At 70.3% G+C, this 15,651-nt stretch carries 9 protein-coding genes; 4 read left to right on the top strand and 5 right to left on the bottom strand.

The annotated features are described in order from the left end of the window. The first annotated feature begins 18 nt into the window (after positions 1-18). From FEK34_RS19185 to FEK34_RS19170, 4 genes are all read left to right on the top strand, one after another. Positions 19-1,539, top strand: coding sequence for a serine/threonine-protein kinase (locus tag FEK34_RS19185; protein ID WP_138449449.1), 1,521 nt, complete (start codon positions 19-21; stop codon positions 1,537-1,539). A gap of 165 nt (positions 1,540-1,704) precedes the next feature. Then, positions 1,705-3,555 (top strand): serine/threonine-protein kinase, encoded by a 1,851-nt coding sequence (locus FEK34_RS19180; RefSeq protein WP_138449447.1) that lies wholly within the window; start codon positions 1,705-1,707, stop codon positions 3,553-3,555. Between the two features lie 79 nt (positions 3,556-3,634). Then, positions 3,635-4,411, top strand: coding sequence for an ABC transporter ATP-binding protein (locus tag FEK34_RS19175; protein WP_138449446.1), 777 nt, complete (start codon positions 3,635-3,637; stop codon positions 4,409-4,411). Continuing rightward, positions 4,411-6,999 (top strand): ABC transporter permease, encoded by a 2,589-nt coding sequence (locus FEK34_RS19170; protein WP_138449877.1) that lies wholly within the window; start codon positions 4,411-4,413, stop codon positions 6,997-6,999. Before FEK34_RS19175 ends, FEK34_RS19170 begins: the two co-directional genes overlap by 1 nt. A 46-nt stretch (positions 7,000-7,045) precedes the next feature. On the opposite strand, the gene FEK34_RS19165 is transcribed toward FEK34_RS19170, so the two are convergent. The 5 genes from FEK34_RS19165 to FEK34_RS19145 are packed head-to-tail and all read right to left on the bottom strand — an operon-like array spanning position 7,046 to position 15,393. Further along, positions 7,046-8,344, bottom strand: coding sequence for an ADP-ribosylglycohydrolase family protein (locus tag FEK34_RS19165; protein WP_212748785.1), 1,299 nt, complete (start codon positions 8,342-8,344; stop codon positions 7,046-7,048). Then, on the bottom strand, positions 8,341-9,534 hold the full coding sequence (locus FEK34_RS19160; protein WP_138449444.1) for a VWA domain-containing protein: 1,194 nt from the start codon (positions 9,532-9,534) through the stop codon (positions 8,341-8,343). Before FEK34_RS19160 ends, FEK34_RS19165 begins: the two co-directional genes overlap by 4 nt. Next, on the bottom strand, positions 9,531-12,002 hold the full coding sequence (locus tag FEK34_RS19155; protein WP_138449442.1) for a DUF5682 family protein: 2,472 nt from the start codon (positions 12,000-12,002) through the stop codon (positions 9,531-9,533). Before FEK34_RS19155 ends, FEK34_RS19160 begins: the two co-directional genes overlap by 4 nt. Further along, the gene (locus FEK34_RS19150) at positions 11,999-12,889 is read right to left on the bottom strand and encodes an AAA family ATPase (protein WP_138449439.1); all 891 of its coding nucleotides are present in this window, start codon (positions 12,887-12,889) and stop codon (positions 11,999-12,001) included. Before FEK34_RS19150 ends, FEK34_RS19155 begins: the two co-directional genes overlap by 4 nt. Next, the gene (locus tag FEK34_RS19145) at positions 12,886-15,393 is read right to left on the bottom strand and encodes a DUF5691 domain-containing protein (RefSeq protein WP_138449437.1); all 2,508 of its coding nucleotides are present in this window, start codon (positions 15,391-15,393) and stop codon (positions 12,886-12,888) included. Before FEK34_RS19145 ends, FEK34_RS19150 begins: the two co-directional genes overlap by 4 nt. Positions 15,394-15,651 lie beyond the last annotated feature (258 nt).

Here is a 15,651-nt window from a genome sequence, read left to right as displayed (position 1 = left end):
GAGAGGGGGGTGTGTACGGTGCTGGCGCCTGGCGACGAGTTCGTGGGTTACACCATCCGCAAGGTGCTCGGCCGCGGCGGTATGGGCACGGTCTATCTGGCCAAGCATCCCCGGCTGCCCCGGCTGACCGCGCTGAAGCTGCTCAACCGGGAGCTCTACACCGACAACGAGATCCGCCGCCGTTTCGAACGCGAGGCCGACCTGGCCGCCCAGCTGGATCACCCGAATATCGTCACCGTCTACGACCGCGGCGCCGAGGACCGGCAGCTGTGGATCTCGATGCAGTTCGTCCCCGGCGCCGATGCCTCCATCGCCGATGTGAATGTGCTCGCGCCGGGACGCGCGGTGCAGATCATCGCCGAGACCGCGGCCGCGCTGGATTTCGCGCATGCCAATCGGGTGCTGCACCGCGATGTGAAACCGGCCAACATCCTGCTCGCCAAGGCGCCGATCGGGCAGCCGGAACGGGTGCTGCTCACCGATTTCGGTATCGCCGGTATGCGCGACAGCGACACCACACTCAGCTCCGCCGACACCATCACCGCCACCCTGGCCTTCGCCGCCCCCGAACAACTCACCGGCGCCAAGCTCGATCATCGCGGCGACCAGTACTCCCTGGCCTGCACGCTCTATTGGCTGCTGACCGGCGATTCGCCCTACGCGGCGCCGAGCCCGGCGGCGGTGATCAACGGTCATCTCACCGCCCCGGTGCCGCGGTTGAGCCGGGTCCGGCCAGGGTTGCCGCCGGCTCTCGACGATGTGCTGGCCCGTGCGCTGGCCAAGGATCGGGCCGACCGTTTCGACAGCTGCACCGAATTCGCCGCCGCCGCGCGCCGGGCACTGGGCAGTGCCGGGGCGCCGCCGCCGTACACCGGATGGCTGCCCGCGCACGGCGCGCACCTGGCCGCACCGCAGGCCCATCCCGGGGCGCACGGTCATGCCGCGGCACCGGGCCGCCACCACGGCCATCCCGGATCGCCTGCCCGTCATCCCGCGCCGCCGCACCATCCGGCTCCACCGTCGCGTGGTGTCGCCCTGCATCGCCATCCGCACGGCCGGGTGCCCGGCCCGCACTATCCGGGGATGCCGCCACATCCCGCCCCGCCGCGACACGCCGCGCCGCCGCCCGGGCCGCCACCGAGTTCGCCGACCGGCCACCCGGTGGCACCGCCAGGGCCGCCTCCGAGTTCACCGACCGGCCAACCTGTGGTGCCGCACTCGCGCGGACCCGCATCACGGCCGGACCACCGGTTCCCGTCCGGACCGGCGCACCAGCACGCTCCGATGCCGAACGGCCCCTATGGCGGGCCCGGTGCCGTTCCGCCACCGCACGGCGGGCAGCACCACTCGGGCGACGCGCCGCCACCCGGTACCCGGCCGATCCCGCAGCCGGCGCAGCAGAGCGGACCGCCGCCGCGGCGACCACCCACCCCGGCGGTGATCGACCTGCCAGGCGCCCCGCGACGCACCGGCCGGGCACCGTTCGGTGGATCGCCGGCCCAGCCGCGCCGGCCCCCGGAACCGGAGCAGTCGGCCTGATCGGCCGCCCGGCCCGGCTCCCGCGACCAGCGGCCGAGTGCCCGACTGCTGCTATGGTTTCGGTGCTTTCCGTGGTCGGGCCCAGACAGGTTCGACCATGTGTTCTTTTTGCCTGTACGCCTGTTCATCGGTGGGTCCCGGTGAGCGGCGGGAAGTGGAGCAGAAATGCTGGCCAACGGCGACGTTTTCGCCGGCTATGTCATCGACCGCGAATTGGGGCGCGGTGGCATGGGCTCGGTGTACCTCGCGAAACATCCGCGGCTGCCGCGGATGACGGCGTTGAAGCTGCTGAACCGCGAGATGTTCTTCGACAAGGAGGTGCGGGCGCGGTTCGAACGGGAGGCGGATCTGGTCGCCCGGCTCGACCACCCGAGCATCGTCACCGTCTACGACCGCGGGCTCGAAGACGAGCAGCTGTGGATCTCGATGCACTACATCGATGGCATCGACGCCGCGTCGGTGGATCCGCGCAGGTTGCCGCCCGAACGCGCGGTGCAGATCATCAAGGAGACCGCCGACGCGCTCGATTACGCGCACGGGATGGGTGTGCTGCACCGCGACGTCAAACCGGCCAATATCCTGCTGGCCCGCTCCACGGGCGGCCGCGGCGAACGGGTCTATCTCACCGACTTCGGCATCGCCCGCCTGCGCGACGACACCGGCCACCTCACCCAGACCGGCACCTTCACCGCCACCCTTGCCTACGCCTCGCCCGAACAGCTCACCGGCGCGACCCTGGACCACCGCTCCGACCAGTATTCGCTGGCCTGCACGCTGTTCTGGCTGTTCACCGGGCACGGCCCGTTCCAGGCCACCAACCCCGCCGCCGTCATCCAGGGCCATCTCCAGTCGCCGCCGCCGGCATTGAGTTCGGTGCGGCCCGGCCTGCCACAGGCCCTCGACGGTGTGCTGGCCAAGGCGATGGCCAAGCGGCCCGACGATCGTTTCGCTTCCTGCTCGGAGTTCGCCGCCGCCGCCCAGCAGGCGCTGAGCATGCCGAGCTCACCGGCCATGCCGATCGCGGGCCCGACCGCGCAGGGCATGCCGTTGCAGGGCGGGCCGCGCACAGCCATGGGGCAGACCCAGGCGCCGTATCCGACGGCCAACGCGCAGTTCACCAGCGGTGCGACGGCCCAGCCGCACGGCAGCGGGACCCATCAGCAGCCCTTCCCCAGCGGCACGCACCAGCAGCCGCACGGCAGCGGCACCCACCAACAGCCCTACCCGAGCGGCGCCCAGCAGCAGCCGCACGGCACCGGGCAGCCACAGCCCTTCGCGAGCAGCCCCAACGCGCCCGCACCGCCGCCGATGGCCAACCAGAATCCGTACGCCCAGCGCTCCGGGTTCAACCAGTCGCCACCGCCCATGTCGCCGGTGTACTCCCCGCAGGCGCCGAAGAAGAACACCGGCCTGATCATCGGCATCTGCGTCGGCCTGGTGTTGCTGCTGGTGCTGATCATCGGCATCGTCGCCGCCGTCGCGAGCAACGATTCGAGTTCGGCGAGCGGCTCGACCTCGACCACGACCACCGCGACCAGCGTCGCCCCGGTACCGGCGACCGCGGATTCGATCAGCAAGGAGTTCCCGGCCATGGTGCCGGCCTCGAGCACCGGTGACGTCGGCTACCACAACGCCAAATGCTGGGAGACCGAACCGAAGTACGCACCCGAACCCGAGACCGGCGAACCCGATTTCGGCAACTACGGCTGGCAGTGGCGCTGCTACGGCGGCGCCGACAACGACGACCCGTTCTACCGCTTCTATGTCTACGACAGCGCCGCCGATGTGCAGGCGGTGATCGACGGGCTGCCCGCGAGCGCGACCAAATCCTCCGATGCCAACGGCGGTCAGACCTACACCAACTACAAGATCGACTCCGACGGTCCGAAGATGATCACCGTCTTCACCGGTCAGCCCGAGCGCGCCCAGTACCTGATGTACACCGACGGCATCGTCGGCACCATCGATCAGGTACTGACGTGGTGGAAGTCGGCCCCGCTGAACTCGTCGAACTGAACGATTCGCCGGGTCATCCCTGCGGTCTGGGTGGATTCCCCGATGGCGCGACGGCGCGAACGCCGACAGACTGGTCACCATGACCTCGCACGCCGTTGGCATCGATCCGGCCCAGACGCAGGCTCCGGCCGTCGTCGCGGCCACCGCCGAAGACCTGACCAAGGTGTACGGGACCGGAGACACCCAGGTCACCGCGCTGGATTCGGTGTCGGCCGAATTCGTCAAGGGCGAATTCACCGCGATCATGGGACCGTCCGGCTCCGGCAAATCCACCCTCATGCACTGCCTGGCCGGGCTGGACAGCGCCAGCTCGGGCACGGTGCGCATCGGTGACACCGCCCTGAACGAGCTGTCGGACAAACAGATGACGCGGCTGCGGCGCGACCGCATCGGCTTCGTCTTCCAGGCGTTCAACCTGGTGCCAACGCTGACGGCGCTGGAGAACATCACCCTGCCGCTGGACATCGCCGGCCGTGCCCCCGACCAACAGTGGCTCGACACGGTGCTGGAGCGGCTCGGGCTCACCGACCGGCTGACCCACCGGCCCAGCGAGCTGTCCGGCGGGCAGCAGCAGCGGGTGGCGTGCGCGCGAGCGCTGGCGGGCAAACCCGAGATCATCTTCGGCGACGAACCGACCGGCAACCTCGATTCGCGCTCCTCCGGTGAGGTGCTCTCGATTCTGCGCACCGCCGTCGACGAATTCGGGCAGACGGTCGTCGTCGTCACCCACGATCCGCACGCCGCGTCCTTCGCCGACCGGGTCGTCTTCCTCGCCGACGGCCGCATCGTCGACGAATTGCGCGGCCCCACCGCGGAATCGGTGCTGGACAAGATGAAGGCGCTGGAGACCAAATGATGGCGGGCAACCCGATGCGCAAGGTCGCCTTGCGCAACCTCGCCGCGCACAAGGTGCGACTGGCGCTCACATTGCTGTCGGTGGTGCTGGGCACGGCGTTTATCGCGGGCTCGTTCGTCTTCACCGACACCTTGCAGCGCACCTTCGACGGCATCTTCGCCGACGAAGCCAGGGGCGTGGACGTGCGCGTCAGCCCGGAAGAACGGCAGTCGCTCGGTGTACCGCAGGACGTGGTGGACAAGATCGCCGCGATGGACGGCGTGCGGGCCATCGCGCCCAGCGTCAACGGCGCGGTGGTGCTGCTCGATCCAGAAGGCAAGAAGGCCGTGCAGACCGGCGGCGCGCCGAGTTGGGGCGAGTCCTATCTGCCGCCGGAGCAGGCGATCTCCGAACCCGAGAAGTTCATCGCGGGCGCGCCCCCGTCGCAGCCCGGTGAGATCGCCTTGAACAGCGGCGGAGCCGAGCGGGCCGGGCTCGAGGTGGGGGACCGGACCAAGATCCTCGTCCCCTCGCAGGGCACGCTCGAGGTCACCCTCACCGGCATCTACGACGTCGCCGCCGACACCGGTGGGTTCATCGGATTGCTGTTCGAGGACAGCCAGGCCCGCAAGTTGTTCACCGACGGAAGTCATGTCGCCCACGTCGACGTCGCCGCCGAGGGCATCCCCGGTGACGAGCTGCGCGACAAGATCGCCATCGCCTTCCCCGACTACAAGGTGCAGAACGGCGAGCAGGTGCGCGCCGAGATGAAGGCCGAGATCTCCGACGCGCTCAACTTCATCAACTACTTCCTGCTCGCCTTCGGCTCGATCGCGCTGATCGTCGGCACCTTCATCATCTACAACACCTTCTCCATGATCGTCGCCCAGCGCTTGCGCGAACTGGCGCTGCTGCGCGCGGTCGGCGCGAGCAGTCAGCAGGTCGGGCGCTCGGTGGTCGCGGAGGCCTTCGTCATCGGTGTGATCGGCAGCGTCATCGGGCTGGCGGCCGGGGTCGCGTTGGCCTTCGGGCTCTCGGCCGTGCTCAACGCCTTCGACCTCGGCCTGCCGACCGGTTCGATGGCGGTGCTGCCGCGCACCATCCTGGTCGGCCTGCTGGTCGGCCTGCTCGTCACCATGGTCAGCGCCTACGCGCCGGCGCGGCGGGCCGCGAAGATCCCGCCGGTGCAGGCCATGCGCGAGGAATTCGCCTCGGCCGATGAATCATTGCGGGTGCGCACCTGGCTCGGGCTCGCGCTCGCGGTGGTCGGCGCGGTGCTGGTGGTGGTCGGCGCCCAGTCGACCGGCGGGACGGCGGCGGCGACCGTCGGTGTCGGCGCGCTGGCACTGATCTTCGCGGTGCTGCTCGCCTCGCCGGCGCTCTCGCGGCCGGTGGTCGGTGGGCTGGGCCTGCTGCTGCGTCCGTTCGGCCCGATCGGTGCGATGGCGCGCAACAATGCCGTGCGCAACCCGCGCCGGACCGCGGCGACGGCGTTCGCGCTCACCCTCGGGCTGATGCTGGTCTCGGCCATCGGCATGCTCGGCGCGTCGGCGAAGGCGAGCGTCGGTGTGCTGGTCGACAAGGGTGTTGCGGCCGATTATGTGCTGGCCGGTCCACAGATGGGTGGGCCGCAGGCGATCGGCGTGCCCGGGCCGGCGGTGGAAGCCGCCCGCGGAGTACCCGGCGTGGCGGAAGTCGTCGCGATTCGCGGCGTCGGCGTGAAGATCGACGACGACGAGGAATTCGGCACCTCACCCGACGGGCCATTGGACCGGGTGCTGAACTACGACATCCTCAGCGGCACCGGCACCCTCGGTGAACGCGACATCCTCGTCGCCGAAGACGAAGCGACCGAACACGATCTGAGCGCGGGGCAGCAGATCACGCTCACCAGCATGGACAAAAAGCAGATTCCCGTCACCGTGGCCGGGATCTACCGGAAGTCGCCGCTGATGGGTCCGCTGGTGGTGCCGCCCGCGGTGTTCGACGAGGTGATGCCACCGAACATGCGGATCAACGTGCTGGCTCTGGTCGCGGCCGAACCCGGCGCGGATCTCGCCGCCATGCGCACCGGTCTGGAACAGGCCACCGTGCAGTCGGTGTTCGGCGCCGACGAACCGGGCACCGCCCCTGGCCAGGCCACCGAGGCCTCGCTGGTTCAGGTGCAGGACCGCGAGGAATTCAAGGGCGCACAGGGCAGGCAGATCAACACCATGCTCGCCATCCTGTACGGCCTGCTCGCCCTCGCGGTGGTGATCGCCATCCTCGGCATCGTCAACACCCTGGCGCTGTCGGTGGTGGAGCGGCGCCGCGAGATCGGCATGCTGCGTGCCGTCGGCACCCAGCGCGCCCAAGTCCGCCGAACCATCTACCTGGAATCCATGCTGATAGCGGTCTTCGGCGCCATCGTCGGCGCGATCCTCGGACTCGGCCTCGGTGTCGGATTCCTGCGCACCCTCCGCGACCTCGGCCTCGACCAGATCGCCGTCCCCTGGGGACAACTGGTGCTGATGCTGATCGGTTCCGCGGTGGTGGGTGTCCTCGCGGCCCTGTGGCCCGCGGTGCGTGCGGCACGGACGCCACCGCTGGCGGCCATCGCGGACCTGTAGGGACTCGGCCGGCGATGGCACGGCGGCTATCGCCAGCCGAGTCCGCTCAGCTGTGATACTTGGCCATCCAGCCGTAGTCCATATAGCCGCTGGAATCGCTCGGCGGACGAGGGCCGAACTCGATGCTGAAATCGTGCGCCAATTCCCAGACCGGACCGGCGATTTCACACTTGCCCGCCCACGCTTCGGGGATGCCCTGATATCCGTAGCGTGCGCCGAGGAGATTTCCGCACATCGTCCCGGTCGCGTCGCTGTCGCCGGAATGGTTCACCGCGGCGCACAGGCCTCGTTCGACGATCTGCTTGGGCGTCCCGCCTGCTAACTCGGCAGCCAGCGCGGTATAGGTCGCCATGGCGAGGGCTTCCGGCGCGGTCCACCCGCCACCCAGCGATTCCACCTGCTCGGCGGACGGTTCACCTCGACCCGAGAGGTGCACGGCGTGCGCGAGTGCCTCCGATACCTCGTGGTGGTGTTCGTGCCGGGCCAATTCCGTGCGTGCCCGGTCTACCGCGCTACCGAGGTCCTGCCCGGTCCACAAACCCGAAATGATCGCGGCGAAGGCACCTGCGGCCAGCCAGCCACTCGGATGGCCGTGGGTGAGTGCGGCTGCCTCGCAGGCGAGGTCGAACGAGGACGCCGGGTTGGGGAGGAAACCGCAAGCGGCCACACGAACAGCGCACGCGGAACCCTTGGAGTCGTTGATCGGTGCTGTGATGGTGCCGAGCGGGCGGCGCGGCCCACCGCGCTCGGCCGCCGCGCGCAAGGCGTTCAGGACGGTCCGTGATGCGCCCCGACGCTCGGCGAAAGCGGGCAGATCCAGTAGGCCGCTGTGGGGTGGGTAGTCCTGATCCGGAACCGAATCGACCTGCGAACGTAGCCATTCAATGCACAGCGACTGCAAGATCGCGATCGTCGGCCCACCGGTACCACGCTCCCTGGCGCGGACGCTGCTCCGGATCATTGCCTCGACCACCAGTAACGCGAGCTGGCTTTCCTCCGAGGTCCGGCCGGTGAACTCCGTGGGTTGATTGCTGTACTCGGCGACTTTGCCGCGGAACCCGCGCCGCCCGTACCGCTCCCGGATCTCGCTGAGCGTCAGATTCTCCACCGAGGCGCCGAGCGCATCACCGACGGCGCCACCGAGCAGGCACCCGTGTGCGATCGGGAACGTGGTGGGCGGAATATCCGCCAAACGCGCATACTCCCGAGGCAACGGCCGTGGCAACGGAAGACCCTCGCCCGGAATCGGCATACCGGGCAGGGGTGGTTCGTCGGAGAAGACGAATGGTTCCGGCAGGCCGTTCGGCCACGGGTTCGGCGGCAGTGGCAGGTCGTTATCGGTCACGATCGTCCTGTGGTGGTGTTGGCCCAGGTGCGGATGTCGCCGCGGTTGAGGGCGAGGGCGAGGAGGTCGGGGAAGCGGTCGGGGGTGCAGGCGAAGGCGGGGATGCCGAGGGCGTCGAGGGCGGCGGCGTTGTCGTGGTCGTAGGCGGGGGCGCCGTCGTCGGACAGGGCCAGCAGCACGATGACCTGGACGCCGGATTCCTTCAGGGCGTTGACGCGGCGCAGCATGTCGTCGCGGATGCCGCCCTCGTAGAGGTCGGAGATCAGCACGAACAGGGTTTCTTCGGGGCGGGTCACCAGGGTTTGGCAGTAGGCGAGGGCGCGGTTGATATCGGTGCCGCCGCCGAGCTGGGTGCCGAACAGCACGTCGACCGGGTCGGACAGATGCTCGGTCAGATCCACCACCTCGGTGTCGAAGACGACCAGCGAGGTGCGCAGCGAGCGCATGGAGGCCAGCACCGCGCCGAACACCGAGGCGTACACCACGCTCGAGGCCATCGAGCCGGATTGGTCGATGGCCAGCACCACATCGCGGCGCACCGCCTTGGCGCGGCGGCCGTAGCCGACCAGCCGTTCGGGGACGACGGTGCGCTGCTCGGGCAGATAATGCGCCAGGTTCTTGCGAATGGTGCGATCCCAATCGATATCGCGAGGCCGCGGCCTGCTCACCCGTGCCGCGCGGTCGAGCGCGCCACTCACCGCGGCCACGGTGCGCGCGGCCATCCTCCGCTCGATATCGCGCACCACCTGCTCCACCACCGTCCGCGCGGTGGACCTGGTGGTTTCCGGCATCACCCGGTTCAGGCTGAGCAGGGTGCCGACCAGGTGCACGTCCGGTTTCACGGCCTCGAGCAGCTCCGGTTCCAGTAGCAGCTGAGTGAGATCGAGCCGTTCGATGGCATCGCGCTGCATCACCTCCACCACCGACGACGGGAAATAGGTGCGGATATCACCGAGCCAGCGGGCCACCCGCGGCGCCGACCCCTGCAAGCCGGCCGAGCGCGGGCCCGAACCGGCGGGTGGATCGCTGTCGTAGAGCGTGGACAGCGCGCCGTCCATGGCGGCGTCATCCGCCGCGCCGAGGCCGCCGAGTTCGGGTTCGGCCGCGGCGCCGAGCACCAGACGCCAACGGCGAGCCGAGGATTCGCTGTCGACGGCCTCGGCCGGAGTGCGATCGGGTGAGTCGTTCATGTCCGTGCTCCCAGGATCTCGGCAACCACCCGCATCGCGCGTGCGCCCCGGTCGAGGTCCAGTTGCCGCACGTTCGCCGCACCGGCGGTGGCGGAGACGCCGTCGCGGACAGCGGCACCGATGGCGCGGCGTTCGCCCGATTCGAAGGCGCCGAAGGTCCGGCGCAACAGCGGCAGGGTCTGGACGAACTGATCGTCGTCGAGGGTGCGCAGCCACTCGTCGACCAGCCGCAGCAGTTCGCGGTCGTGCACCAGCAGCAGCCCGCGTCCGCCGAGGAAACCGTCGATCCACTCCGCCTTGGCCGCGGCGGAACTGCCGATGGACAACGCCGCGGCGAGCCGGCGCGCGGATTCGGCCTGGTCGATGCGGTCGGCGTCGCACAGCAGCCGCACCGTGCGGCCGACGATCGCGCCGTGCACGTCGTCGCGGTCGGCGATGCGGTGCAGGGTCGCCAGCCAGGCCTCGCGCGCTTCGGTGTCGTCACGGATGTGGATGGCGGTGTGCCCGGCGTCGATGAGGGCGCGCATCTCCAGCGCGGCATCGGTGTCCAGGCCGGTGACCGCGCCGGGCAGGCCGGCGCAGATGCGGATGAGCATGCCGTCGGCGACGTGGGTGAGCGCCGCGGTGTCGGTGCCGCGCACGTCGCCGTAGCGCAGGGTGCGCACCAGCCCGGGCAGGGCGGCCAGCAGGTGGGTGACGTCGTGGTCCAGTGCCGCCACCGATTCCAGCCGTCCGATGAGTTCGCCGACGGCGCCGCCCAGATCGGCCAGTAGCGCCAGCCCGAGTGCGTCGGTGAGATCGCCGACGGTCTGGTCGTCGCGACCGGCGGTATCGAGGAGTTTGGTCTCGGCGGCGGAGGCGACGGTGGTGCCCCAGCGTGACGCCTCGATCACCGCCACCGCGAATTCCGGTTCCCATCGCAGGGTCCAGGTTTCGCGGAAGGTGCCGGTGGCGCGCACCTCGCTGTCGGTGGGCGTGCCCCACTCGACCTCCAGGATCCGCAACTGGTGCAGGAGCCGGGACTTGAGCCGGTCGCGTTCCTTGCGCAGATCCAATTCCATCAGGGTGGACTCGGGCTGCTGTTTCAGTCGCAGGGTGCGGGCCCTGGCACGCAGATCGGCGTCCAGCGGCACCGTCGGCGTAGTAGCCGGGACAGCGCCGATGGCCTCGCCGACCACCAGTTCGGCGCCGACCAATCGGAGCATGCTCTCATCGCCGTCGCACAGCACCGCCCTGGTGGCCTCGGTGACCTCCGACAGCCCGGCCAGCGGCCGATCACGTAGCGCCGCCAGCGTTTCTGACAACCGCACGGCCTCGATGATGTGCGCGCTCGACACCGGCAGGTCGTGCCTGCGCAGCGCACCCGCGACCTTGGTCAGCCAGCGGGCGATGGGCTGTTCGGTCTCGGTGAACAGATGGTGGTACCAGCCGGGGGAGGTGACACCGGCACCGTATCCGGAGGCGGCGGAGAGCCGTGAATGCGTCCACGGCACCCACGTCAGCCGGGCCTTCACCTTCGGCAAGCCCTTCAGCAGCCGCGCGTCGGGGGCGGCGGGGCCCAGCGGTTCGACCAGCGCTGGCGCATGCCAGGCCCCGCATACGATCGCGACGCGCTGTGCCCCGTCCTTCAGTGCCTTCCGGATGGTCTGGCGCATGTAGGCCTCACGTCGCAGGGTGTGCGCATCGATGCCCGCCGCAGGCATTGCCGGCGACGTCGCACCCGGCTCACTGCTGCGGCGAACACCGGTCGTGCGATCGCCGCGCCGGGAATCGGTGGTGTCGTGCTCTTCGTCGCCGCGAGTCGGTTCCTCGCCGTTCGCGGAATCCGGGTCTGCCGCGGCCGGGCGCGAATTCGTCGCGGAGTCCGCGCCCGCAGCGGTGCCGTCGAATCCGGCAGACAGGCGGGAATCGGTGGGCGGCGGTTGGGAGCCATGGGCGATGCTGTCGCGCAGGGCGCCCATCGCCTCGGTCAGCGCGTCGAAAGTGTCGATGTCGGTGGTCGATTCGACGATCGCGTCCCACCAGCGTTCGGCGTCGTCGTATCCGGCGGCGGAGGCGAGTTCGGCGAGTGGGTCGATGTTGTCGCCGGGTTCGGCGTCCAGCGCGAGCACGGTGGTGGCGGGTAGGTCGCAAAAGTGCACGGGCACAGCGTGTTCGGTGGCATAGCGCAGTGCCTGCCATTCCGGCGAGAACTGCGCGAACGGCCAGAACGCGGCGCGGGTCGGCGCGTCGGGGACGTAGGCGAGCATGGCGACCGGCGGCACCAGGCCCGGGTCGTCGACGAAGACGGTGAGCGGATCGGCGTCGGCCGGCCCTTCGATCAAGATCATGTCAGGGCGATAGTGGTCGAGCGCGAGGCGCAGCGAGCGGGCCGAACCCGGTCCGTGATGACGGATCCCGAACACCCGGGTCCGAGGCTCGCCGGTGTCCGGGTCGGCGGTGTCCGGATCGGCGGTGGCTGCGCTCATCCGCCGACCTCGCGGCAGGCGCGATAGAAATCGGACCATTCCGGGCGCTCGCGGACCACGGCCTCCAGATACTCGGTCCACACCACGGCATCGGCCACCGGATCCTTGATCACCGATCCGAGCACCGCGCCCGCCACATCGCCCGCACGCAGCACACCGTCACCGAAATGTGCCGACAGCGCGAGACCACTGGTGATCACCGAGATCGCCTCGGCGGTCGACAGAGTGCCCGACGGCGATTTCAGTTTCGTCCGTCCGTCGGCGGTGATGCCGTCGCGCAGCTCACGGAAGATTCGCACCACCCGGCGCACTTCGTCGGCGGCCGCGGGTACCTCGGGCAACTCGAGTGCCGAACCCAGTTGCGCGACCCGCCGGGTGACGATGGCGACCTCGTCTTCCTCACTCGCGGGCAGCGGCAGCACCACGGTATTGAAGCGCCGCCGCAACGCCGAGGACAGCTCGTTCACCCCGCGGTCGCGGTCGTTGGCGGTGGCGATGACATTGAACCCCTTGGCGGCCTGCACCTCCGCACCGAGTTCCGGAATCGGCAGCGTCTTCTCCGACAGCACCGTGATCAACGCGTCCTGCACATCCGAGGGAATGCGGGTGAGTTCCTCGATCCGCGCGATGGCGCCGGTGCGCAGTGCCCGATCGGTGGCCAGGGTGGCCACGGCGACTTCCATCAGCCGGCGCGGGCCCACGTATTTCGGGCTGATCACCGTGCCGTCGTCGAGGGTGCCCCCGAGCAGGTAGGTGACCACCGCCCACGGCGACAGCCGCCACGACGGTGGCCGGGGCCGGTCGTCCACGGCCGCCAGGGCCCGCAGTTCGCCGGCGAAGGCCTGTTCGGCGTGCGGACGCAGCAGATGGGATTCGGTGGTGGTCACTGCAACTCCTCGAGCATCGTCGATCGGGTGATGATGTCGTCGGCGAGCCGGTCGAAGGCCCGCGCCCAGGCCGGGTCCCCGCAGCGCCGGGCCAGGGTGGTCGCCAGCGGTGCCGCGGCCGGCGGCAGATGCACCGACGCGGCGGTGAGCAACGACCGATGCGCGGTCGGTGTGGTGCCGTGCGCGCCGGGACGACGTTCGGCCGCTCGCGCCCGTTCCTGCAGCAACAGCAGCACATGCCGGGCCGCCGGCTCCGGCCATGGGTGCCCGATCGCCGGTAGCAGCGCCTCGATCTCCGACAACCAGGCACCGTCGAGCCGCAGCACATGCTGGGTCCGGTCGGCCGGCGGGAGCAGGCCGAACAATTCGCGGCGCCGCAGCATGGCCAGGTCCGAGGGCACCCCGGCGTCGAACAGTGCTCGGGCCCAGCGCGGATCGCGTTCGGCGAGGGTGGCATCGACCCAGCCGTCGAACATCGGTTGCCGGAACCGGTCGTCGATGGCGGCGCCGGTCGCGCGCTGCGGGGAATGCAACACCTGCGCCCAGTGCGCGAGCGGGGTGGCGGCCACCAGATGCCGTAGCCGCCCGGCGGTGACATCGGGTGCGCCTGCCCAGCGATAGCTGTACTCGCCGGTGCGATCGGTGATGCCGTCGCGCAGGGCCGCGGCATCGAGCTCGTCCGGTAGGTCGATGGTCACCTGCGCGTGCAGCGCCTTGCGGCCGATACGCACCCATGCCCTGGCGCGTTCGGTCATGCGCTGGGAGAAGGCCGACTCCGGCAGCAGCCGCAGCAACCCGGCCGCGGTGCGGCGCACGTCGCCGCGACGATCGTCGAGCGCCGATTCCAGCAGCGGCTCGTCGGCGGCGCCGATCCCGTCTCTCAGAACCGCCAGCAGCTCGGCCTTCAGCGGCCCGGACTCCGATTCCCAGGCCGCCCGCAACACCGCCCGTGCGGCAGCCGGATCGCGGTGCCGCAGCGCGGCCAGCCACTCGGTTCGCTCGGCCGGTTGCCCGTAACGCCAGGCCTCCTCGGAGTCGGTGGGCTCCGGCGCCGCCGCCCCATGGCGGACCAAGGTGTGCCAGGCCGGATTTCGCTCCGCCAGCCACCGGCCCCGCGTTCCCGCCAGCCGCAGCAAGGGTTCTCGTGCGTCGGCGTGGCCCGCGGCGTACTCGAGCAGTTGCGCGCACAGCACTTCGGGGACGCGATAGTCCAATGGCGCGGCGGCGCTCAACCATTCGGGCAGGAACCGCGAGCGGTCGCGCAACAGCCGGCTCAACCGCTCGGCGGCGGCACGCGGCAGCTGCCTGCGCGGATCGTCCGCGGCCGGTTCCGGTAGCTCGGCGCGGCCCGGGAGCACGCCACCGCGAGCGAAGGCGGCATCCAGGGCGGCGGATTCGAGCAGAAGCAGGGCGGGATCGTGGTCCAACCGCCGCACCTCGGCGGCGACGGGGGAAGGCAGCGCCGCGGTCGGTGGCGGTCGGCGCGCGGTGCCGAGTAATGCCGCCGAGGCCAATTCGGCCGAGGCCACCGCACCGCGCCCGCCCGGTCCGCTCACCACGGTGCCGATATCGGTCACTTCACTCGAGGCCAGCACCGACAAAGGCAGCAGGCCGCTGTCGGTCCATTCGGCCGTGACCGTCACCGGATGGCCGCCGGAGACGCCGAGCAGGTCCCACGGCGGCTCGACGGTCGCCAGTGGCAGCGCGGCGCCGCCGGATTCGGCCAGTTGCCAGCCGTGTTCGCCGGGCACCGGTACGACGTCGGCGAGCAGCATCGGCCAGGAGCCGAGCCATGGATCGGCAGCGAGTGCGTCGGCGTAGTGGTTCAGGGCCGCCTCGATACCGGGACCTGTCGCTCGCGGCACCGTGGTGAACGGTTCGGCGCCACCGTGCGTTGCGCCCCACAGCGCCCGCAATGGCGCCGCCGCCGGGTAGAAGTGGAGGTCGGCCTCGGCCATCATGCCCAGTGCCGGTGCTTCGACGGCGAAGCCGGGCGAACCGAAACTGTGGTCGATCAGCAGCCCCCAGCGGCCGCTGCGCCGCCCGTACAGCCAGGTGCGCCGGGTGTAGAGCCGTTCGTCCTCGGTGACGCGGACGCCGAGAGTCATCCATTGGTCGCGGACGGCGGGTTCGGCTCGCACCGAATCCGTCCTGGTGGGATAGCCGATATGGGTGCGCACGCTGGCGGCCAGTGGCGGCGGGAGCTCGTCGAGCCTGCGGTGCGCGGTGACCAGCAGATGCAGCCGCGCGTACCGGTCGAGCACCACCTGCGGCCAGTCGGAGCGGGTGATCACGGCCGCGGGCACCTGCCGCAGGATCGCCGCCACCCCTGGCGCCTGCGCGTCCACCATGCGCGCCGCCATCGCCTCGAACGCACCGAACGATCGATCCGACTGCGCCAGCCCGGTCCGCACCTGGTCGGCCAGCCAGATATCGAGTTCGGCCAATCCCGCGCTCACCCGCACCCGCCGTTGCGCCGCGGCCGGGTTCTGGCGCGCAGTCACCGGCTCTGCCTCACGTGCTCCATACTTCCCCCGCTCCTCGAGCCCCCTGCAGTCGGTCCCCGGATTTGTACCGCATCGCACCGACAAGTTGCCTCGCCACCCGCGTCTACCTGGGAAATCCGCTGTGCCGTCGAATTTTTCGGCAAGGGTCCGCCGAGCTCGCGCTTGCGCGCGCGGGTGAGCTCTGGCATTCTGACCTGTTCGGCTCGCCCGAGCCACCCTGCACAGGGTGACACACCAATGAGCTGCCCGTCGGGG

This window comes from Nocardia cyriacigeorgica (genome assembly GCF_005863245.1).
GTDB lineage: Bacteria > Actinomycetota > Actinomycetes > Mycobacteriales > Mycobacteriaceae > Nocardia > Nocardia cyriacigeorgica_C.
The sequence above is the reverse complement of the archived record's forward strand: the minus strand, read 5'-3'. Positions and strand labels throughout refer to the sequence as shown.